Source organism: Bradyrhizobium sp. 160 (genome assembly GCF_023073735.1).
In the GTDB taxonomy this organism is placed as follows: Bacteria; Pseudomonadota; Alphaproteobacteria; order Rhizobiales; family Xanthobacteraceae; genus Bradyrhizobium.
Window position 1 is genome coordinate 1 of record NZ_JADPKD010000041.1, and the last position, 18,860, is coordinate 18,860.

21 protein-coding genes and 5 pseudogenes are annotated in these 18,860 nt (G+C 57.6%); 13 read left to right on the top strand and 13 right to left on the bottom strand.

Annotated features, from left to right (window positions below; translation table 11 throughout):
- Nucleotides 1-613: 613 nt before the first annotated feature.
- Together IVA98_RS17400 and tnpB are read left to right on the top strand one after the other, a co-directional pair.
- Entirely contained in the window at nucleotides 614-1,012 is a 399-nt protein-coding gene (locus IVA98_RS17400) for a transposase (RefSeq protein WP_247355240.1), read from the top strand.
- Nucleotides 1,009-1,245, top strand: a complete 237-nt coding sequence (gene tnpB / locus IVA98_RS17405) for an IS66 family insertion sequence element accessory protein TnpB (RefSeq protein WP_247355241.1) — start codon at nucleotides 1,009-1,011, stop codon at nucleotides 1,243-1,245. Before IVA98_RS17400 ends, tnpB begins: the two co-directional genes overlap by 4 nt.
- A 105-nt stretch (nucleotides 1,246-1,350) precedes the next feature.
- Here the strand turns inward: tnpB and IVA98_RS17410 are convergent.
- Nucleotides 1,351-1,812 (bottom strand): annotated as a pseudogene (locus IVA98_RS17410) (ATP-binding protein); the annotation flags it as partial.
- 38 nt (nucleotides 1,813-1,850) lie between these two features.
- Here IVA98_RS17410 and IVA98_RS37670 point away from each other — a divergent pair.
- The 6 genes and pseudogenes from IVA98_RS37670 to IVA98_RS17435 all read left to right on the top strand — a co-directional run.
- A pseudogene (locus IVA98_RS37670) lies at nucleotides 1,851-2,012 on the top strand (DUF5372 family protein); the annotation flags it as partial.
- Between the two features lie 106 nt (nucleotides 2,013-2,118).
- A complete protein-coding gene (locus tag IVA98_RS17415; protein ID WP_247355242.1) occupies nucleotides 2,119-2,307 on the top strand; it encodes a hypothetical protein in 189 nt (62 codons plus the stop codon).
- Nucleotides 2,288-2,428 carry a hypothetical protein gene (locus IVA98_RS17420; RefSeq protein ID WP_247355243.1) on the top strand — a complete coding sequence of 47 codons (141 nt, stop codon included), beginning with the start codon at nucleotides 2,288-2,290 and terminating at the stop codon, nucleotides 2,426-2,428. Before IVA98_RS17415 ends, IVA98_RS17420 begins: the two co-directional genes overlap by 20 nt.
- Before the next feature lie 6 nt (nucleotides 2,429-2,434).
- Entirely contained in the window at nucleotides 2,435-2,698 is a 264-nt protein-coding gene (locus IVA98_RS17425; RefSeq protein WP_247355244.1) for a recombinase family protein, read from the top strand.
- Nucleotides 2,695-3,399, top strand: a complete 705-nt coding sequence (locus IVA98_RS17430; protein ID WP_247355245.1) for a recombinase family protein — start codon at nucleotides 2,695-2,697, stop codon at nucleotides 3,397-3,399. Before IVA98_RS17425 ends, IVA98_RS17430 begins: the two co-directional genes overlap by 4 nt.
- A gap of 221 nt (nucleotides 3,400-3,620) precedes the next feature.
- Nucleotides 3,621-4,268, top strand: a complete 648-nt coding sequence (locus tag IVA98_RS17435) for a helix-turn-helix domain-containing protein (RefSeq protein ID WP_247355246.1) — start codon at nucleotides 3,621-3,623, stop codon at nucleotides 4,266-4,268.
- 34 nt (nucleotides 4,269-4,302) lie between these two features.
- Here IVA98_RS17435 and IVA98_RS37675 read toward each other — a convergent pair.
- Nucleotides 4,303-4,636 (bottom strand): annotated as a pseudogene (locus IVA98_RS37675) (ATP-binding protein); the annotation flags it as partial.
- 66 nt (nucleotides 4,637-4,702) lie between these two features.
- On the opposite strand from IVA98_RS37675, the pseudogene IVA98_RS17445 reads away from it, so the two are divergent.
- Nucleotides 4,703-5,719, top strand: a pseudogene (locus IVA98_RS17445) (IS66 family transposase); the annotation flags it as partial.
- 75 nt (nucleotides 5,720-5,794) lie between these two features.
- Here the strand turns inward: IVA98_RS17445 and IVA98_RS17450 are convergent.
- From IVA98_RS17450 to tdh, 6 genes are all read right to left on the bottom strand, one after another.
- Nucleotides 5,795-6,214, bottom strand: coding sequence for a hypothetical protein (locus IVA98_RS17450; protein WP_247355247.1), 420 nt, complete (start codon nucleotides 6,212-6,214; stop codon nucleotides 5,795-5,797).
- A 159-nt stretch (nucleotides 6,215-6,373) separates the two neighbouring features.
- Nucleotides 6,374-7,162: a DeoR/GlpR family DNA-binding transcription regulator gene (locus IVA98_RS17455; RefSeq protein WP_247355248.1), complete on the bottom strand. Its 789-nt coding sequence runs from the start codon at nucleotides 7,160-7,162 to the stop codon at nucleotides 6,374-6,376.
- 765 nt (nucleotides 7,163-7,927) lie between these two features.
- Nucleotides 7,928-8,608, bottom strand: a complete 681-nt coding sequence (locus IVA98_RS17460; RefSeq protein ID WP_247355249.1) for a haloacid dehalogenase-like hydrolase — start codon at nucleotides 8,606-8,608, stop codon at nucleotides 7,928-7,930.
- Between the two features lie 79 nt (nucleotides 8,609-8,687).
- Complete coding sequence (locus IVA98_RS17465; protein WP_247355250.1) at nucleotides 8,688-9,653, bottom strand: ornithine carbamoyltransferase; 966 nt, start codon at nucleotides 9,651-9,653, stop codon at nucleotides 8,688-8,690.
- Nucleotides 9,654-10,201: 548 nt separating this feature from the next.
- Entirely contained in the window at nucleotides 10,202-10,963 is a 762-nt protein-coding gene (locus IVA98_RS17470; RefSeq protein ID WP_247355251.1) for an SDR family NAD(P)-dependent oxidoreductase, read from the bottom strand.
- A 303-nt stretch (nucleotides 10,964-11,266) separates the two neighbouring features.
- Nucleotides 11,267-12,337: an L-threonine 3-dehydrogenase, zinc-binding type gene (gene tdh, locus IVA98_RS17475; protein ID WP_247355252.1), complete on the bottom strand. Its 1,071-nt coding sequence runs from the start codon at nucleotides 12,335-12,337 to the stop codon at nucleotides 11,267-11,269.
- A gap of 999 nt (nucleotides 12,338-13,336) precedes the next feature.
- Here tdh and IVA98_RS37680 point away from each other — a divergent pair.
- From IVA98_RS37680 to tnpA, 3 genes are all read left to right on the top strand, one after another.
- The gene (locus IVA98_RS37680) at nucleotides 13,337-13,681 is read left to right on the top strand and encodes a GNAT family N-acetyltransferase (RefSeq protein ID WP_524536387.1); all 345 of its coding nucleotides are present in this window, start codon (nucleotides 13,337-13,339) and stop codon (nucleotides 13,679-13,681) included.
- A gap of 19 nt (nucleotides 13,682-13,700) precedes the next feature.
- Nucleotides 13,701-14,804: a histidine decarboxylase gene (locus IVA98_RS17480; protein WP_247355253.1), complete on the top strand. Its 1,104-nt coding sequence runs from the start codon at nucleotides 13,701-13,703 to the stop codon at nucleotides 14,802-14,804.
- A 638-nt stretch (nucleotides 14,805-15,442) separates the two neighbouring features.
- Nucleotides 15,443-15,766 carry an IS66-like element accessory protein TnpA gene (tnpA, locus tag IVA98_RS17485; RefSeq protein ID WP_247355254.1) on the top strand — a complete coding sequence of 108 codons (324 nt, stop codon included), beginning with the start codon at nucleotides 15,443-15,445 and terminating at the stop codon, nucleotides 15,764-15,766.
- Between the two features lie 17 nt (nucleotides 15,767-15,783).
- Here the strand turns inward: tnpA and tnpC are convergent.
- The 3 genes and pseudogenes from tnpC to IVA98_RS17500 form a co-directional block, all read right to left on the bottom strand.
- A pseudogene (tnpC, locus tag IVA98_RS17490) lies at nucleotides 15,784-16,602 on the bottom strand (IS66 family transposase); the annotation flags it as partial.
- Nucleotides 16,603-16,815: a hypothetical protein gene (locus IVA98_RS17495; protein WP_346657727.1), complete on the bottom strand. Its 213-nt coding sequence runs from the start codon at nucleotides 16,813-16,815 to the stop codon at nucleotides 16,603-16,605.
- Nucleotides 16,808-17,029 (bottom strand): hypothetical protein, encoded by a 222-nt coding sequence (locus IVA98_RS17500; protein ID WP_247355255.1) that lies wholly within the window; start codon nucleotides 17,027-17,029, stop codon nucleotides 16,808-16,810. The genes IVA98_RS17495 and IVA98_RS17500 overlap by 8 nt, the downstream gene beginning before the upstream one ends.
- 101 nt (nucleotides 17,030-17,130) lie before the next feature.
- Between IVA98_RS17500 and IVA98_RS17505 the strand changes: the two genes are divergently transcribed.
- Nucleotides 17,131-17,583: a hypothetical protein gene (locus IVA98_RS17505; RefSeq protein WP_247355256.1), complete on the top strand. Its 453-nt coding sequence runs from the start codon at nucleotides 17,131-17,133 to the stop codon at nucleotides 17,581-17,583.
- Here IVA98_RS17505 and IVA98_RS17510 read toward each other — a convergent pair.
- Nucleotides 17,547-17,804: a DUF2274 domain-containing protein gene (locus IVA98_RS17510; RefSeq protein WP_247355257.1), complete on the bottom strand. Its 258-nt coding sequence runs from the start codon at nucleotides 17,802-17,804 to the stop codon at nucleotides 17,547-17,549. The genes IVA98_RS17505 and IVA98_RS17510 overlap by 37 nt on opposite strands.
- Nucleotides 17,801-18,860, bottom strand: a 1,060-nt coding sequence (locus IVA98_RS17515; protein WP_247355258.1) for a TraB/TrbI/VirB10 family type IV secretion system protein, incomplete at its 5' end; no start/stop codon positions are given. The genes IVA98_RS17510 and IVA98_RS17515, both read right to left, overlap by 4 nt.

The window sequence follows — 18,860 nt, forward strand, 5'->3', positions numbered from 1 at the left end:
CTCGACCCGCATCGCCTGATGACCTTAAAGCTAGACTTAAGGTCACACGCTTCGCGAATTACCACCCCTCACGCAAGACGGCCCCCGTCGGAGGCGTACCAAGAACCCCGGAAAGCCGACGTTAGATGCGCTCGCATACCTTGAGGTATTTTGCACACTTTATTGACCGACTTGCGTCATTCGTCAACTGGCGCGAGATAATCGTTTTGATCCTCACCTTCTCGTGGAGTGAGGGATAGGCGAGGTTCACGATCTCTTTGAAGCGATCGGCTCGTGTTTATGCTTGACCATACGTTTAAGTCGACGTCGGCGAGCCGGCTCGAAGTAATCACGGAGACGGGACGACGCCGTTGGTTCTCCCAGGACGACAAGGCCCGGACTGTCGAGGAAACGCTCGCGCCAGGTTGTCGTCTGACACGTGTGTTCGGAATAACGCTTACGCGATAGACGTCCCCGATTTGGACTCACGCGCCTGGCACGCGAACCCATACGCAATCAGTCAAAGATCTGAAGTGATGCGGCAGGCTGAGAACAGTAAGCGCGTCGGAGACCCCACATAGCGCTGCGTGTTCGAATAGCAGAGAATCTCCTGGTGTTGTGCAAGGAGAATCCTGTGAGCGAACGTATGTTTGATACTAGAAGCTTCGAAGTTCTCACGGCGAGCCCTGTGCGGCTGTCGAGCAGTCCGGCGCGCAGTTACCGGTCATGGTCGGATGAGGAGAAGGCGAGGATCGTGGGAGAGACGCTGGTTGGCGGAGCGAATGTATCGGCGATTGCGCGGTCAAATGGGCTCGATCCGTCGCAACTTTTCGCGTGGCGTCGCAAGGCGAAGGCTTCCGGGGTTGTCGTGCCATTGGCCGCAGCTTCGAGCAAGCCGGTCAAATTTGCGCGCTTTGAAGTGATGCGGAGCGACATGGTAGAAATTGTTATCGGCAATGTGGTGGTGCACGCGGGCCCTGACGTCGGCGCTGACCGGATTGTCGATGTGATGCGGGCGGTTCGCAAGGCATGATCCCGGCCGGCGTGCAGGTCTATGTCGCGAGCACACCGGTTGACTTCCGCAAGGGGGCGACCGGCTTCATGGCTCTGGTGCGGGACGGTGGTGCAGATCCGTTCAGTGGGGCGCTCTACGTATTCCGTTCGAAAAGAGCGGACCGGATCAAGGCGGTTTGGTTTGATGGCACGGGGGTATGTCTGTTCGCCAAAACGCTTGAGGAAGCGCTGTCAAGCGACGTCCGGATTTGACCCCGCAGCGACATGAGGAAGTGACCCCCTTGTTGTTTGCAGGACTGTAGCAAGCCGCTCGCGAAGCGCGCCCGTCATAGCGCTGTAGCGAGCGAGCGGCTTGCTTCACGACTTCTTCTCCGATTTGGCTTCTGATGCAGCGGGCTTCTGCAGCAGTCCGCTGCGGCGCTTCTCCTTCAAACGATAGCTGTCGCCGCGGATCGTGTTGACGTGACTGTGGTGCAGCAGACGATCAAGGATCGCGGTGGCAACCACGGGGTCGCTGAACTCGCCGACACTGCGGTTGCTGGTCAGCAGGATCGCGCCTCTCTCATAGCGACGGCTAACGAGCTGGAAGAACAGATGCGCGGCATTGGGTTCAAAGGGCAGATACCCGAGCTCGTCGATGATCAAGAGCTTTGGCTTGGCAAATTGCGCGAGTCGCTCCTCGAGCCGCCCTTCGCCGTAACCTTTAGCAAGCTGCGCAACGACAGTCGTGGCTGCGACGAACTGAACGGAATGCCCAGCCAGGATCGCTTCGCGACCAAGAGCGACCGCAAGATGCGTCTTGCCAACGCCAGGCGGACCAGCGTCATAATGCCGGGTGTCTGGGATCTGAGCTGGAGATCCTTTACTCGTTCCATCCGCGATGCGGAGCGTCAGTCGTCGTTGTCGCCTGCAAGCGGCTTTGGGGTGAGACGCATTTTGTTATCAGACAACCTGACGCCACGTTAACGCTGCTGCCGGCATGGATGGCGGCTCCCGCCGCCGCTTCCTTCCATATCAAAGCTGATCCGCGGCTTCCGGTGGATCGTCTACTGGAGGCGCGTCTTCTTGTCGACGCGCTCTTAGCCTCCTCTTCCAGGGAATCGTCCCATTCACGAGGAGGCGGTCATGGCGGACGCATCACGTCGTCAGGGGGATCTGTTCGAGAGCCCTCCGACATACAGCAGCATTCCAATCGAAGCCCATCAGCAAATGCTGGAGCTCTTAAAGGAGCTTCTGACCGAAGCGCTCACCGACAGCGCAGTCGAGGCACACGACGGGAACCGGGAGGACAGCGGTGAGCAAGATCACGCCTGAGCACCTTGCTCGCCAGGCCGTCGTCTACATTCGCCAGTCGACGGCCGACCAGGTTATCAACAACCGCGAGAGCCAGCGCCGCCAGTACGGCTTGGCCGATCGTGCGCGGCAGCTGGGCTAGAGCGAGGTGGTCGTAATCGACGACGATCTCGGTCGCTCTGGTGGCGGCACCGCGCGTCCCGGGTTCGAGAAGCTGCTCGCCGCCATTTGGGAAGGGCGAGTTGGCGCTGTGGTCTCGATTGAGGCCTCTCGGCTGGCCCGCAACGGCAGGGATTGGCATACGCTACTGGAGTTCTGCGGGCTCGTTGGAACACTGATCGTCGACGAGGATGGCGTCTACGATCCGCGCCAGCCCAACGATCGCCTTCTGCTTGGCATGAAGGCACGATGAGCGAGATGGAGCTGTCTATCTTTCGGCAACGCTCGCTTGAAGACCCTGATCGGCGCATTCAGGAGGCGCTCGCGCTCGTGTTCACCAAGTTTGCCGAGATGCAGACACTGCGCCAGGTCCACCTCTGGTTACGGCAGGAGCGAATCACTTTGCCCGCGGTCGGCCATGGCCCCGAGGGCCGCCACGTCGAATGGAAGTTACCAGTGTACAATACGATCTACCACATCCTGACCAATCCCGCCTATGCTGGCGCCTATGTCTTCGGGCGCTCGGGCAGTCGGGTGACGATCGAGGCCGGCCGCAAGAGGATCGTGCGCGGCTTCCGGCGCGAGCGCAACGACTGGGAGGTTTTGATCAAGGACCACCATGATGGCTACATTACGTGGGCACAGTTCGAGAGGAATCAGCGCCTGATCACCGACAACGCCAACGGAAAAAGCTTCATGAGTCGTGGCTCGGTCCGCCGCGGCGAAGGCCTTCTCGCGGGGCTTCTTCGTTGCGGCCACTGCGGCCGCAAACTTCACGTTGCCTACAGCGGCACGCACAGTACTGTCGGGCGCTATCATTGCCGCGGTAGGCAGACCAACCATGGTGGAGTTCCGTGCATCTCATCGGTGGTCTGCGCGCGGACCGCGCGATCAGCGCGGAGGTCGTCGCGCGGCTGCAGCCGCTGGGTGTACAGGCGGCGCTGGCGGCCATAGAAGCGCGCGGGCGTGAACACGCCGACAAGCTGCGTCAGCTCGAGTTGACCCTGGAGCAGGCACGCTAAGAGCCAACTCGCGCTCGTCGGCGATACGAGGCTGTCGATCCGGACAATCGCCTTGTTGCCGGCGAGCTGGAGCGGCGCTGGAACGAGCGCCTGGTCAGTGTCCGCGAGCTTGAGGGCGAGCGCGAAACGTTGTTGGCTACGCCAGAGATGACGTTGAGCGACATCGATCGCGATCGGTTACTTGCGCTTGGTGCCGATCTCGAGAGAGCTTGGGAAAGTCCGGGTGCAACAGCTGCGACGCGCAAGGGGATCATCCGAAGCTTGATCCATGAGATCGTTGTGCGCGTCCGCGACGAGGTGCTTGACTTGATTGTCCACTGGCATGGCGGCGATCACACGGCATTGCAGGCGAGGAAGAACCGCACCGGCGAGCACCGCTGGAGCACCGCGGCAGATGTGGTCGATCTCGTTCGTGTCCTCGCGCGTCAAATGCCCGACAGCACCATCGCCGCGGTTCTCAACCGCGCCAGTAAGTCGACGGGGCGCGGCAACAGTTGGACCCGTGTCCGCGTTCGCAGCCTGCGCAACCAACACGCCATCGCGGCCTACCGAGAGGGCGAGCGCGCAGAGCGTGGAGAAGTCACTTTGGACGAAGCTGCAACTGCGTTGAAGGTCAGTCCTTCGACGGTTCGCCGTCTGATCGAAGAACGGAGCTTGCCTGCGCAGCAGCTGTGCAAAGGCGCACCGTGGATGATCAAAGCGGTTGATCTGGAACATCCTGATGTCAAGCGCGCCGCGCATGCGCGGCGGTTTCGGCGGCCATCGTCTGGCGATCCGGGTCAAAAAGAACTTCAACTCTAAGGGTGTAGCGAGATGGGCAGTATGAATCTGACTCGGGTGGCCCAAGCAGCAGCACGTTCTCGCCATTGACAATCCAGCGGGCGCTCGCAAGCTCGCGTATCTGCTTGGGATCCAGCGAGGGCTGGGCCGAGAAGTCGACAGCCCGACAGATCGCGAACGAACGGGAAGCGAGCAAGTTTGAGCGTCATCTCGACGCGCCGCTGATCCTTGAGGGCGATCTCGCACTCGCACAGCAGCACCAGGGTCTCGCGTAGGCTCAGCTCTTGCCGGCCGGCCTCATCCAACAGCCCATCCAGCTGGTCGCGGACAGCCGTCAGCTTCAGGCGCGTCAGCATATCGCTAAGGCGGTCGGGGACAATGGCTCGCATCAGAAGCCCCCTCACACAATGGCTTCGTACTCGCCGAGTGGCCGCAGCAGCGTCGGCGACGGCGGCGCGACATTGAGCGAGGCGCAGCACGCCTTCGTGTTCGACGAAATAAAAAACCGGGATGGGAGCGATCGAAGCCGAGCTCGAAAGCGCCGTTCAGAACAAGCCGAAACGTGCGCCGCGTCCGCGGAAGGGCTTCGCGGCTCATCTGGAGCGAGTTGAAATTGTCATCGAACCTGAGGTCCCGCAGGCTGCGAAGGGCTGGAGAAGGTTCTGATCGGCGAGGAGGTGTCGGAGCGTCTGGACGTGATGCCGGCGAAGTTCCGCCTGATCGTCACGCGCCGCCCGAAATACGCCTAAGGGAATCGCGACGGCGTGATCCAGGCGCCGGCGCCACCCCATATCATCGAGAGCGTCATCCCCACCGAGGCGCTGCTGGCCCAGATCGCCGTCGCCACATATGCCGATGGTCTGCCGCTCTATCGGCAGGAGGACATCTATGCGCGGGACAAGCCAATGATGGCGTGACCCTGGCCGCCTGTTTTGCCCATGTCAGGAGGCGGTTCTACGAACTGCATGTGAACGAAAGCTCGCACCTGGCGACGCAGACGATCACGACTGTGGCGGCGCTCTGGAAGGTCGAAGAGGACATCCGCGGCAGATCCTGCAACACGGGTGAAGGCCCGCCAGGAAAAGTCCGCCGCCATTGTCGCGAGGCTGTTCGAGCTGTGGGAAGCGGAACTGCTGCGCCTGTCGGTGAAATCAAAACTCGCCGAGGCAATCCGTTACGCTATCTCCAGGCGGGCTGCGCTCGAGCGCTTCCTGAGCGATGGGCGTGTCGAAATCGATTCCAACATCGTCGAAGGCGCCATCCGACCGCAAACAATTACTCGGAAGAATGCATTGTTCGCAGGATCCGCTGGCGGTGGTCGGACCAGGGCGACCGTCGCCGCACTTTTGCAGACCGCAAAAATGAACGAGGTCGATCCACACGCCTGGCTCAGGCAGACTCTTGAGCGCATCGCTCAAGGCTGGCCGATCTCGAACATCGACCAGCTCATGCCGTGGAGCTTCAAATCCTGAACGGCCTCAGCTGGCCTGCCCCATCGATCGCCGGCGACGAAGATCATATCATGCTCCTGGCGCTGACCGCATCTATCAGTTCGGTGGCAGCGCCTCCGGAATCTCCTGCGCCTCGCTCGCGTCGGCAAAGACCTCATCGCGGATCACGCGCAATGTCACTTGATGAAGATAGGCTTGCAGGGCCTGGTCAAGCTCGGAGAACTCCGGCCACAGAACCTGATCGAGGAACCGTTTGGGTACGCGAAACATGACCGTGTTGCGCCGCTGCCGATAATAGCGATACGGCTTCATGCCGTAGCGCCGGCACAAGGCGAGAAACAGATGGCGCGACCATTGATCCGGCATCGAGAACTGCATCTCAATTGACGGATCTTGCCGACCAAGTTCCGTCAAACGCTCCCGCACACGCTCTAGCGCCGCTTCCGCCGCGAACCGCTCGCCGGCCGTTCCGGCCCCCGCGAAGAGCGCCTCGATCTTCCGCAACTTCTCGCGCAACTGGGACTCGACAGACATCGGCAGGGCTCGCGGTTGAGTCTAAAAAACCCACCATTCGGCCATATCGGCGTCAATCTCCGGGGCATCGATATCCACTCCAAAAGATCGCTATCCCCAAACGACTTCAGCTCGACGCTTACTGAGAACGAGTGTGGAATGCTAGGTGGAATGGACCAACAAGGCTGGTGCATTCACTACGGAGATCTCTGCGTTGGCTGCCAGGATGGTCGCTGATAGTCGTGGATCTGGTTTGGTATCGGTCACTAGATGTAGCCCCCTTCGCCAGGTGCTAACCAGCGAAAGAGCTCGCTTGTTGAATTTAGTTCGATCGGCAAGAATTAGAGAACGTGAAGCGTGCTGAATCATGGCTGCAAATACTTGGGCAGCTGCTGGCATGGCGTCGCTCAAGCCAGTATGGTCAACGCCGGATGCTCCTATAATCGCAGTGGGCACCCGGTAGCGTTGTATTGCTTCAAGCGTATCTGGGCCGTGAACAAGCCCTTCGCGGCCATCAAAATAGCCGGGGAGCACAATCACCTGAATTAGAGGATTAACCGACAATTCTGCTGCAATGCCATAGCAAGGCGTGACGACCACTAGGTTTCGCGAAATTGCCCGTAGCGCCGTCGCAAAGTGCAGACACGTCGCTCCACCGCCGATCAAGAGGCTTTCGGAATCCCCGATCATGGTCAGTGCCAGCTGAGCAATTGCTCGGCGTTCATGAATCATAACTTTGAGGCGTTCGACCAAGGCCGGCTCGGCTACTGGATTGCGCACGGCTCCGCCGTAAGTACGTTTGAGCGCTCCCGCTTGCTCTAGCTCGAACAAATCGCGACGGATTGTTTCGGTTGAAACCTCCAAAAGGTTGGCGAGTTCGTTCACACGCAGCGCAGGGTCAGCGTCTAACGCCGCACGAATTTTGTTCTGTCTGGCTGCTTTCTTTTGCATGGAAGTCGGGTATGACAAGGACAAGCCCAAGCCACATTGTCTAGAAAGAAAATGATTAACTTGCAACCTCATAGTTGCTTCATCCAACATTGTCCGGGCGGAGCCGGCGAATCATCTCGTCTGATCACCATCAACCTCTCTGATGCGCATCCGGGTTCCAGGTCGGCCGCATGGCCTCGACTTATCACGACTTACCGCAAGCCGCTGTTCCGGTGTGCTGCGTGCGCGCGAGGTCCAACAGCATATCGATGTGTCTCTCGGCCTCGCTTGCTATCCGCACCTCCAGAATTTAGCCAAGTCGGAGACCTGTCGGAGCCTTGATGGTCGATGACTTCAACTTAAGAGATCCGTTAACTTAAGAGATCCGTTTCAACTTAGGAGATCCATCGTGCCGGCAAGCCCCAGCGCAGCGGCTGTCGGGTCAAGCATGGTGCCGCTCGCTTTTTCGTCGTTTCATTCATCATTGGCTGCGATCGACAAGCCGCCCCAATTTCGTCCGCGCAGTGTTCGATGCGCCGCAGGAACCGTGGGCTGCGGAAAGAACCACAGCTTCGTGCAGGATATCGAGCCGACCGCGGGCGGGGCCCCCAACCAACCTGGCGCGGCTCTTCTGCTGCCGCCCGAGGCGACGCAGCTTCCGTGCGGTGCGCGATCTCGTTCTGGACTGCAAGGAAACTGGCGACCTTTCGCGCCTCGCTCGCGAGCGAAGCGGTGCTCACCGTCCAACTCCCCTGGCCGGCGCGAGAGGCACGGCCACATTTGCTTTTAGATTGCCGACACTCGCCCGCTATTGTGATCTACAAGATACACGTTTTTTGTTTCAGCGTTTTGTTTAATGCCCCACCTAATCAACGCCTCATCAGATTGGTCGCGAGTTACAATCCATGCCCTACCGTTCGTCGCGCCGAGCTTCATGAGCGGAAGGTCATTAATCGAATCTGAGGCAGTTAGAGCGACTTCGCGTAACTCAATTCCGGCCCTCTCAAGATTTGCCAACTTGCCCACGTCAAGCCCCGGGCTATGCCAAGGCGCCCCAATCATTTTCGTACCCTTTGGAAAAACGCGCCCGAAAGCCTCCAACAAATAATCTGGCGATCCAGATGCAATAGCCAAGTGACCTGCTGTTTGCTTCAGTTCTCGAAGAGCAAGCTCTTTGATGATTGGATTGATGAACTTCTCGCCGTGAAGCGCTACAAACTCGTTCGCAACACCTCTTGCTCCAAGAGGTGATCCCTCCAATGCCTTGAAGATCGCGCCTTTTATCTGGATGTCATCTTCCATTGTATAATAATCACTTCCCTTTAAAGAAATATCATAGGAATTCATATAGTCTCGATATATCTGCGCCGACAAATAGCTCGATTCGTAAGCATACTTGATGAAGCCAACGCCCGCTCCACCCCGCGCCATGGTCTCATCCAAATCAAAAATCAGCAAACTCGCCATAGTGCAACTTCTTCCATGAACGGCGGCCTAGCTGAAGCGAGTACGGCGCTCGCCACTAATCTCAGGATTCCTCTAAAGCTCACAACGGCGCTTGGAAAATACGGGACAGAATAGCTTTTTGCATATGCAATCTGTTGGCAGCCTGCTGATAGATTATAGAACTGGGGCCATCCACAACTTCTGCAGATGCCGATTCTTCTCTTATCAAAGGCATGCAGTCCATGAATACAGCGTCAGGATTGGCGCACTCAAAGTGCCTTTTGGATATACACCAGTCGCCTCGGATCTCATCTCTTCGCTTTCGATCTTCGTCATGCGACATTTTAGGGCTTTTCCAGCCCCTGACGTAAATGACATCTGCCTTCTCGCAAGACTCCATCAAGTCATGAGAAACCTGAATGCGCCCGGGGCCGTCTTTTCTGTTGGTGAGAAGTTGGTAATCGTCCGACAACTCAAACCCGGGCGGATACGTTAAGACCACGTTCAAGCCGAGGATCGATGCCGCGGCGATCATCGACTGCGTCACTGCTGGCGTCTTTTGTCTGGATGTGTAGCCCCATGTAAATACAACACGCTTCTTGCGATAATCTTCCCCATACAGCTCTCTTAAAGTAAGCATATCCGACATGATCTGACACGGATGCTCGGTATCGTCACATGCATTGATTACAGGTACATTGGCGTAGATTGCCAGCTCCTCCAGGTCAAACTGGCCTTGAACGAAATTTGTCATGTCATAGTTGCGCACGATGAGACCATGAAGGTATTCCCCGAGAACACTTGCGGTGTCCTTGATCGACTCTCCGTTTCGCATCTGCAGTACGTCCATACCCAAATATTCGGCATGCATGCCCAACTGTTTAGCGGCGACTTGGAAGGAAACGCGCGTTCTCGTTGATGGTGAACTAAATAGTAATCCGAGCTCCTTACCTCGAAACGAATTGTGCCTTGTCTTCGCTTTTTTAAGGTCCAAAGCTAATTCGATCAAACCTTCGAGCTCACTTTTACTCTGTCCGATGATTTTCAGAAAGCTTCTGTGCTTCATAGAAGCCGCTCCTTGCTTGAGTAAGAACTAGTTGATGGACGCTTGGACGATCCTCAATGCAGTAATATCTAACGGATATGTTTCGGTCGGGCATAGCAGGAATGACCTTGCGGCACGCCCCTTGGATTCGACGCAGCCGGTCATTGCAGCGCGGGTCGTTTAACGGCTTACTCGCCCTGACAAATTCCACCTCATGTATTTTCGGCAGTCGAAATCTCAGCTCGACAGCTCCCGTTGCTTCACCGCGTAAGAACCCCATTTAATGCCTGAGACTTCCCTAACCACCCGTCGCCCGCGGCTGCGTCAGACAATAGGACTGCAGCACCGATGCGATTTGGGCTGCATTTGCTTGTGTGTCCTGCTCGGCCAACACGAGGAGTCCGGCAAGCACATTGCGTGCCAATACGAGAGAGACTCTCGCTTACTCATCGTTAAGCTCGTTTGGTTGGCAAGCGGCTGAGATTCCGCCTCGCTCTGCACCGGCCGTCGCCATCACCGCAGTCTCGGCGAATCGACGCGCCGATGCATCCGAAGTTTTGTGTCTGCAGCTACCGTTGAGCAAAGACTCCAAGCGTCCATCCGCCATCGACTAAAATGCTTTGGCCGTGGATGTGATCAGCCAGGCTCGAACTGAGAAACATCACAGCATCTGCAATTTGCTGGGAGGTACCCCACTTTCCGTTAGGTGTCTGCGCCGCAAGCGTCTCTTTCATCTCTTTGTCGTAGATATCGGTCATCGCGGTGTGAACGAAGCCGGGAGCCACCGCATTCACGTTGATCCCGTGTGCTGCGTAATCCATGGCGACTTGACGCGTGAAATTGAGGGCGCCCCCCTTCGACGTACAGTAAGCAGCGAATCCCTGACAACCGCGGTAGCCAAAAATAGAACCGATAGATACTAATTTACCACCACGCCCTTGCGCCATCATGTGTCTAATAGACTCTCGGGTCGCGTAGAAAACGCCATCCAGGTTGACCGCCATCGTACGACGCCAAGTCTCATCGTCCGTGTCGAGCACCTTACCGGACAACAAGAGACCTGCGGCCAGAACGGAGATATCGATTCCTTTCCGTGCCGCGACATCGGCAAACACACGCGTCACCGTCTTACCATCGGAAACGTCCAGCTCGATGAACTCGACCTTCGGGTCATCGTACAATTCAGAATCTCCTGCCGAGTGATAGCGCTTGCGGGCCATCACAGTGACCGAAGCTCCCGCGCTCGCGAGTGCACGTACCACTGCGGCACCAATTCCAGAACTACCGCCCGTCACGACCGCGTGCTTTCCCGAGAGATCAATTTTGTTCACGGACATTTCCCTCACTTGTCCCGGACCACCTCGAAGAATCGACGACAGCGCCCGCAGTCGTCAGCGTCGCATCCAGCAGGCGTAGGTAGACGGCTTATTGTCATTGTTGATACTCAACATGGAAAGACCGACTCGACATGTCGAAGAACGGATGCAGCAGTTTGAACGGTAGCCTTCAACATTCTCGGCTTTCTTTCGGCGCTGTAGAGGGAGCAAGATCCGGCCCGAATCTGCTTAGGCGCGAGGCGACACCCACCTCGCGATCTACACCTCTGCAAGCAACTCCTTGCTTGTCCCACAAATTCAGAAGGCTCGTTGAAACGCCTCATGCCCGGGTGGCCAAGCCGCCGATGTCCAATCGAGGACAACTTTACCCGAGCGTCCGCTCTGCATTGTCTCGAAGCCGAGCTGGAACTCGCGGGCCGGCAAGCGGTGCGTAATAACTGTTCGCACATCGAGACCCGTCTGCATCATGCCAAGCATCTTATGCCAAGTTTCAAACATCTCTCGGCCATAGATGCCCTTCACGGTTAGCATTTTAAAGACGATCATGGCCAAATCGGCTACAACGGGAGCAGAGGGGATGCCAAGCATTGCAATCTTCCCGCCTACTACGAGATGCTCAATCATGCCGTTGAAAGCAGCGGACGAACCGCTCATTTCCAGGCCAACGTCAAACCCTTCCTCGATACCCAACTCAGCCTTAACAGAGCCCAGATCTTCTTTCGAGACATCAACTGGGACGACGTCTGTTGCTTTCGCCGCTAGTTCTAAACGGACCGGATTGACATCCGTGATGACGATGTGACGGGCACCGACATGTCTCGCCACAGCAGCGCTCATAATGCCAATCGGTCCTGCTCCGGTGATCAGAACATTCTCGCCCACAAGATCGAAAGAAAGCGCTGCATGGACCGCATTGCCGAGCGGATCGAGAACTGCACCCAATTCGTCGTCGATATCATCGGGCAGCGGCACGACGTTAAACGCGGGAATTCTCAGATATTCTGCAAATGCCCCCTGTATATTGACACCGAGCCCCTGTGTTTCCGAGACATGATGGAAGCGTCCGCTGCGGGCGGCGCGACCGCGCATCGCAATTACATGGCTTTCTCCGGAGACCCGCTGGCCACATGCAATGCCTTGGACGCATGAGCCGACATCAACTATTTCGCCCGCGAACTCGTGACCCACTACCATCGGCACGCGCACTGTATTTTGGGCCCATTCATCCCACTCGTAAATATGAATATCGGTACCGCAGATCCCGGTCTTGTTGACTTTGACCAAGACGTCATTAGATCCGATCGTGGGCAGAGGTTCGTCGCGCAACCATAGTCCAGGCTCAGATTTGGCCTTAACGAGGGCCTTCATCTTACACTCCTCTCGCGCAATTGATGCGGGGCACTTGGCGATCGCAAGTGCTGCATCGACATCAGTGGCCGCAATCGCATACGGTGGCTCGAGCAGAGCAGCAAATTTTGTACCAACGTTGCGGTCGAAGACTTAATGAGAGGATCCGTCGATCCGACACTATCGCGCGCGTCTTCTAGATGACAATGCGCGAACGTTTTACTCCACTTGCAACACTGGCCTACAACTAAACTGCTGGTCGAGGCCGGAGAGGATGCAGGCTATTGGCGCGCTCCCCGCATGATTTATCTTATCTCCAGCATCGGTTGTCCAACCTGGGCTAGCGGTTCGCCCGTCGACCAAAGGACCATGAGCGATCTGAGGAGCGCAACAGATCACGCAAGCTTGTGCAAAGAGTAACTTGCAGCAAGGTTACTATGGCTTTAGCGAAGCGGGCACGCTTTCCTTTTCCGCAACCGCTAGCTCGCTGTTAGAAAATGCTCGACATAAACTGATCAAGCTTCTTTCAGTGCGCGACCAATCGGTGTTGCAAAACAAACACCGCACTCGCGGTGCGACAAGTTGATCCTGTCGCGAACAAGACATTCCGCCCCAAAATTTGCGGCGATTCACGGGAGTTCTTTGGCCCACCTTTTGCTACGTCTGCTTATGGTAGACGCAGTGGGTGTATTCGAGCGCTAGATCTCCGAACGCCACAATCGTCACTGCCAGCAAGGAGGCAATATGCAAGCGGATAAAGCGGACGCTATATCGATAAAATCGGTTGATCTTGAAGATCGCGCTAGAGTCGATGCAATCCTGACAACCGCATTTGCGACGTGCCCTTTGTTGAGGTGGCTATATCCTGAACCGCGGGAGTATCTGCAACATTTTCCGTGCTTCCTTGAACACTACTGCGGCAATCCATACTCGAGCAGGAGCGGCGCGTACCTTAACAACGGGGACAGAGGCGCTATCTTGTGGCAGACAGAAGGAGAAAAGCGCGACACCGCCAGCATGATGACGTTTCTTCTCAGAAGCGTCCCAACGCAAAGGCGCTCGGAAACTGAACGAGTTTTCGAATCATTCGGCAAGTACCACCCACATCAGCCGCATTGGTATCTCACCATGGTAGCTATCGATCCCATGCATCAGCGATTAGGGCTAGGAGAACATCTTCTTCGGCACGCAACCGCAATCTCGGACAACGCGCAGAGACTGGTGTACTTAGAGGCGACCAGCCCGCACGCGAGGCGACTGTATCAGCGCCTAGGTTGGGAGGTCTTAGCGGAGGTCCAGGTTGGCAGTTCCCCACCGTTCTTTCCCATGTTGCGCCAGCCAAGGCGCCGGAAACCGATCACTTGAATGTTCTCAGGGGCTCCTGATGCTTGATCACCAGCATCAAAGACGCCTTGATGATCTATTTGACGCTATGAAGGCGGCAAACGAATCCTTCCTTGGCTATCCGTTCGCCAAAGGATTCAGCTACGAGTCGTTATGGCGTTTCATGAGATTTTCAGGCAACAATTTCGGCGATCCTTTTGGTCCGGAAACCTATCGGGTCAGTTCTCGTCTTTTGGAATGCGAGGTCATCGAGTTCTTTGCCGGAGTATTCCGAGCATCCCCCTCCCAAATTTGGGGTTATATTACAAACGGGGGGACTGAAGGAAATACTTACGGATTGTATCTGGGCCGCGAGTTGTATCCGAATGCTGTAGCCTACTTCTCGCGAGACACTCACTACAGTGTGAGCAAAGCAGTCCGGCTTCTCCGTCTTGAACACGTTCTGGTGCAGGCGACGCCTAGTGGAGAAATAGCCTATGAAGATCTGGCACAACGGGCGATTCGCTCCCGAGATCGCCCCGCGATTGTGGTGGCAAACATTGGGACCACCATGAAGGAAGGCAAGGACGACATCAAAAAGATTCGCCGCGCTTTACATAACGTCGGAGTTGAAGAGGTTTACATTCATTCCGACGCGGCGCTGTGCGGGCCATATGCGCCGTTTCAAAGTCCGAGGACGCCCTTCGATTTCCTCGACGGGGCTGACTCGATAATGCTCAGTGGTCATAAATTTTTTGGCGCGCCCATCCCTTGCGGGGTCGTCCTAGCGCGTAAGCAGCACGTCCAGCGGGTATTACGAACGGCCAACTGCAACGGGAGTTTTGATACCACTTTGAGCGGATCGCGCAGTGCCTACACACCGATCCTGCTTTGGTATGCGATCCGAAGTTTGGGTAAGGAGGGCATCAAGCGCATGTTTGAGCAATGTGAGGGGTTGGCGGCTTACACCGTCGATGAGTTGAAGGCCCGCGATGTGAAGGCTTGGCGCAATCCCAGCGCGCTCACCGTTGTTCTTCCACCTGTCAAAGAGTCCCTCAGGACCAAATGGCAAATCGTGACGCAGGACGTAAGCCATCTAGTTGTCACGCCAGGCACCACCAAGGAACAGATCGATGCCCTAGTCGAAGCAATGACGAACCGATGAATCTCGCTTCAACTTCACAAGGATGAGACGTCCGCTTGCCTGAGAGTTGCGGAGCAAGCCGCAGGTTCGCGCCAACACTGCAAGACCAGGCCGCCACATGGACGTCGATTTGACCCTCGAGAGCATCTATGGCAACGATGCTCGCAAACTCAAAGAATATGCTTGAATGTCTGAATATTGATACGCTCACATGTCACAATGCCGGTCGCGATGAGTAGCATCTGTCCGGTGCGACTTGGCTGCCAGCCGCTCAAATGTGGCGGAGCTAGTCGTTCCTTCTTGGGTCGTCGAACAACTTGCGCGCTCGCGCATAATTTGAAATGCCATATTTGTTCGGCATCTGCCTTTTCTGAACGGCCCCCAGCCCCAATTCATGTCGGCGACCGCGCTCGCCACCCACACCCCGTCAACCAATTCCTGCCTTACCGTTACGTAGTATTGCGCGATTAGTTCCAAGGTCGTTTTCTCGTCCACGAATACCACGCCGAGGGAATACGCCGATTTCGTACGCGCGCTCGTTATTCGACGCGAATTCAAAAGTATCCCTCCATTGAGGGCCGCCTTGTTTGACGAACGCGATCGCTGCAGGTCCTAGGGGTAATCCTAGGAGAAGCGCTATTATGATTTCGAGAGCGGAGGTGATCACATCGGTCGAGCGGCGGCGCCGGTCGTCGCAGGATGAGAAGGAACGACTTGTTGCAGCATCGCTCGAGCCCGGAACCAATGTTTCCGAGGTGGCTCGTATGGCCGGCCTTCATGTGAGCCAGCTGTTCAGGTGGCGCAAAGAGCTTTGCAAGCACGGTGAAGCGAGTATAGCGCCGTTCGTGTCGGTCGAGATTGGGCCGTCTGTGCCGCCGCAGGAGGTGGCCGAGGCGCTATTGACGGCGACGGCGGTGCGTCGACGGAAGAACCAGGGCATCATCGAAATCGATCTTGGTAGCGGGCGCCGCATCCGGGTGTAAGCGGCAAGCTGAGGCGGTCAGGCGGCGTGGTTCCATGGCATAAGCGCGTCGATTTCGCTGCTCGGCCAGCCGTTGGCGATACGCTGAAGTGTTAGGGCGAACCAGGCGAACGGATCGACGTTGTTCATTTTCGCCGTCTGCAGCAGCGTTGCGATGGTTGCCCAGGTTCGTCCGCCGCCGTCGCTGCCAGCGAAGAGGCTATTCTTTCTCGTGATTGTTTGTGGCCGGATGGCGCGTTCGACGATGTTGGAGTCGAGCTCGATGCGACCATCAGTCAGGAAGCGTTCGAAGATGGCACGGCGCGAGACGGCATAGCGGATCGCCTCGGCCAATTTTGATTTGCCGGAGATCCGCCGCAAGGTCTGCTGCCAGAGATCGAAGAGATCTGCGACGATCGCCGCGGAGGCTTGCTGGCGCGCGGCAACGCGAGCGTCGGGGCTTTGACCGCGCACGGTTTTCTCAACCTGCCAGAGCTTCGCCATCCGCTCGACCGTCGCCGTTGCCACTTCCGAGCTCCCCGCAACATGCAGCTCGTAGAATTTGCGTCTGCAGTGTGACCAGCAGCCAGCCAATGTGATGCCATCATTGCCGCGATCGGATCGCGCCAGCTTGTTATAGGCGGCATAGCCATCCACCTGCAGGATGCCGCGACAACCATTGAGGTGTCGGACCGCGCATTCACCGGCGCGGCTGTCTTCGAAGCGATAAGCCACCATCGGTGGTCCGCTGCGGCCAAACGTTCGGTCATCCCGGGCATAGGCCCATAAGTAGGCTGTCTTCGTCGATCCGGAGCCCGGAGCGAGCGTCGGCAAGGTGGTTTCGTCGGCAAAGACCCGCTAGTCCAACAACTCGGAGAAATCGGCACGGATCTCTTCCCGCACTAGCATGAGTAGCCCGCCGTCCCTCCAGCAACTGAACAATTCCTGGAACGAGACGTCGAAATTCAAAGTCGTGAACTGAAGTGTACGTCGTTTTGGCGCGCCACACTCCGGCGAGGAGCAGATCAAATTCATAAGCGAGCTGTGGGGCATTTCCACGCCCTTAGGCATGCCTGACGACCCCGAGGTGTAGATCACATAGGGCCAGATGGCGCGAGGTCAGCCCGAGCGCGCACGGGTCCGGATCCGACACCGGTAGATTTGCCCATTCCGGCGTCCCGGCCGCGAGATCAACCACCGTCAGATCGGCCAGCGCCTCAGCGCCGAGCGCGGCGCCTCCGGCCGCATCGGCCAGCAGCAACTGCGGAGCGGCATTCTCCAGCAACTGGTGCAGCCGCGCCGACGGATAAGCCGGATCCAGCGGCAGATAAACGTCTAGGCCCGATCATCAACTTCCTGAGCAAGAATTCCGCGAACTTCGATGACTTGAGCAAGCTGGAAGATTTGGTGAAATCGATTGGGGCACCCAAATGGCCCTGGACGATTGACGCAACGCTGGCCGCCCGAGGCAAGGTGATCTTTGAACAAGCCGCGCCCCAAGGCGGTGGTTGCAACGGATGTCACGGAATAGCAGACGGCGATGAACGCTTTCCATTTATCAAGACCTGGAAGACTCCAATACAAAACGTCGGGACTGATACACGGCAATACGATGTTCTTGATTGGACGGCGAAGACCGGTGTGCTGCAGGGTCCGTACATTCCGCTGGCAACAGTGCCGCTCAAGGACAACGACCTTGTCATCAACATTCTTGCGACGTCGGTCATCGGTTCGATCGCAGAGAACGTTTTGACTGGTGGCGTTACGTCAAGCAACGCGCGGATCGACCTGCTTCGCGAGCGTTATCCGGACTTCTCGGCTGCGCCAGGTACGGATTGAGCAGCATTTCGTCGAGCCTTCGCAAAGGCGCGGTCGGTTGCCATGAATCGCTCTATCATCGGCGCGATCAGTTTGGCGGGCTCGATCGGCGTGGTCGCCCTTCCGCTACGCGTCAGAATCTCCGCGTAGCTTTTGAGATCCCTGAAGACCGTCGCCGGCAGCTCGACGGTGAGCTTGACTGGTTTGTTGTCTTCGAGTGGTCCAAGCTTAAGCTTCGTCATCGCGCACCTTTTTGTCCGTAGGGAGCCAGCACCAGGTCGCGAGCAACGATGACCCGGACCGGGAAACCTGGCCGGATCGTCAGCGTCGGCTGGATGTTGAGCTGGCGCTGCACGATCTGCTGCCCGGTCTGGCTGATGCTGTTGGAGGCACCGCTGCGGATCGCTTGTACGAGGTTGTTCTCGTTCTGGCTGGTGCCCGCCTCGGCTCCGACGCTGAGCATGGTCGAGAGGACGGCGGCCTTGAACAGCATGCCCCAGTGGTTGTCGACCTCGTCCTCGAGCCCGGCATAACCGCCGGTGTCGGCACCGGGCTGGCGCTCCAGCACGATCGAATTGCCGTCCGGCATGATGATGCGCGTCCAGACCAGGAGGATTCGGCTCTGGCCGAACGCAACGGAGCTGTCGTACTGACCGATCAGTTTTGCGCCTTGGGGGATCAGAAGATATTTGCCGGACGGACTATCATACACCGCCTCGGTGACTTGAGCGGTGATCTGGCCGGGCAGATCGGACCTGATGCCCGTGATGAGCGCCGCCGGGATCACGGTGCCCGCCTGCACAACATAGGGAGAGACTTTGGCCTCGAGCCGGTCGGGGCTCACCGTACGCTTGTCCGTCGAAGCGTTGAGAAAGGCCGTCTTGCGTTCCTGCATGTTCTGGGCTGATCCCGCATCGACGGGTGGTGTCGTGGCCGGGGCTGTCGCAGTCGTGGCCGACCTATTTGGGATGACTTGGCCGGCGTTCTGCGGTTGCTGAACAGTCTGGGCGAAGAGGCGGCTGACCCGCGCCGCCTCGATTTCCTGGCCCATGCGCTGCGTCTCCGGATCAGTCGTCGTGGCCATGGTATTCGGCGCGGCGCCTGCGTTGAGGATCGGCTTGCCGAGATCGCCGGGCAGCGGCGGTCCGAGCGGCGGCGCTTGACGCAGCAGACCGGTGTAATCCTTTGGCAAGGCTGCAAGGCCTTCAGGTGAAGGGCGGTTCTGGGTGCTGAGCAACTCTTGCCCGGCCTGCGGCTTGTTGCGAGTCTCAAGCGCGTAGCCGAGCGCGCCCGCGACC

Excerpts from the sequence above, each read along its gene's own strand:
- tnpB (WP_247355241.1), top strand. The coding sequence starts at position 1,009 with ATGATCCCGGCCGGCGTGCAGGTCTATGTCGCGAGCACACCGGTTGAC.
- IVA98_RS17415 (WP_247355242.1), top strand. The coding sequence starts at position 2,119 with ATGGCGGACGCATCACGTCGTCAGGGGGATCTGTTCGAGAGCCCTCCG.
- IVA98_RS17430 (WP_247355245.1), top strand. The coding sequence starts at position 2,695 with ATGAGCGAGATGGAGCTGTCTATCTTTCGGCAACGCTCGCTTGAAGAC.
- IVA98_RS17455 (WP_247355248.1), bottom strand. The coding sequence starts at position 7,162 with ATGCAAAAGAAAGCAGCCAGACAGAACAAAATTCGTGCGGCGTTAGAC.
- IVA98_RS17460 (WP_247355249.1), bottom strand. The coding sequence starts at position 8,608 with ATGGCGAGTTTGCTGATTTTTGATTTGGATGAGACCATGGCGCGGGGT.
- IVA98_RS17465 (WP_247355250.1), bottom strand. The coding sequence starts at position 9,653 with ATGAAGCACAGAAGCTTTCTGAAAATCATCGGACAGAGTAAAAGTGAG.
- tdh (WP_247355252.1), bottom strand. The coding sequence starts at position 12,337 with ATGAAGGCCCTCGTTAAGGCCAAATCTGAGCCTGGACTATGGTTGCGC.
- IVA98_RS37680 (WP_524536387.1), top strand. The coding sequence starts at position 13,337 with ATGACGTTTCTTCTCAGAAGCGTCCCAACGCAAAGGCGCTCGGAAACT.
- IVA98_RS17480 (WP_247355253.1), top strand. The coding sequence starts at position 13,701 with ATGCTTGATCACCAGCATCAAAGACGCCTTGATGATCTATTTGACGCT.
- IVA98_RS17495 (WP_346657727.1), bottom strand. The coding sequence starts at position 16,815 with ATGCCTAAGGGCGTGGAAATGCCCCACAGCTCGCTTATGAATTTGATC.
- IVA98_RS17510 (WP_247355257.1), bottom strand. The coding sequence starts at position 17,804 with ATGACGAAGCTTAAGCTTGGACCACTCGAAGACAACAAACCAGTCAAG.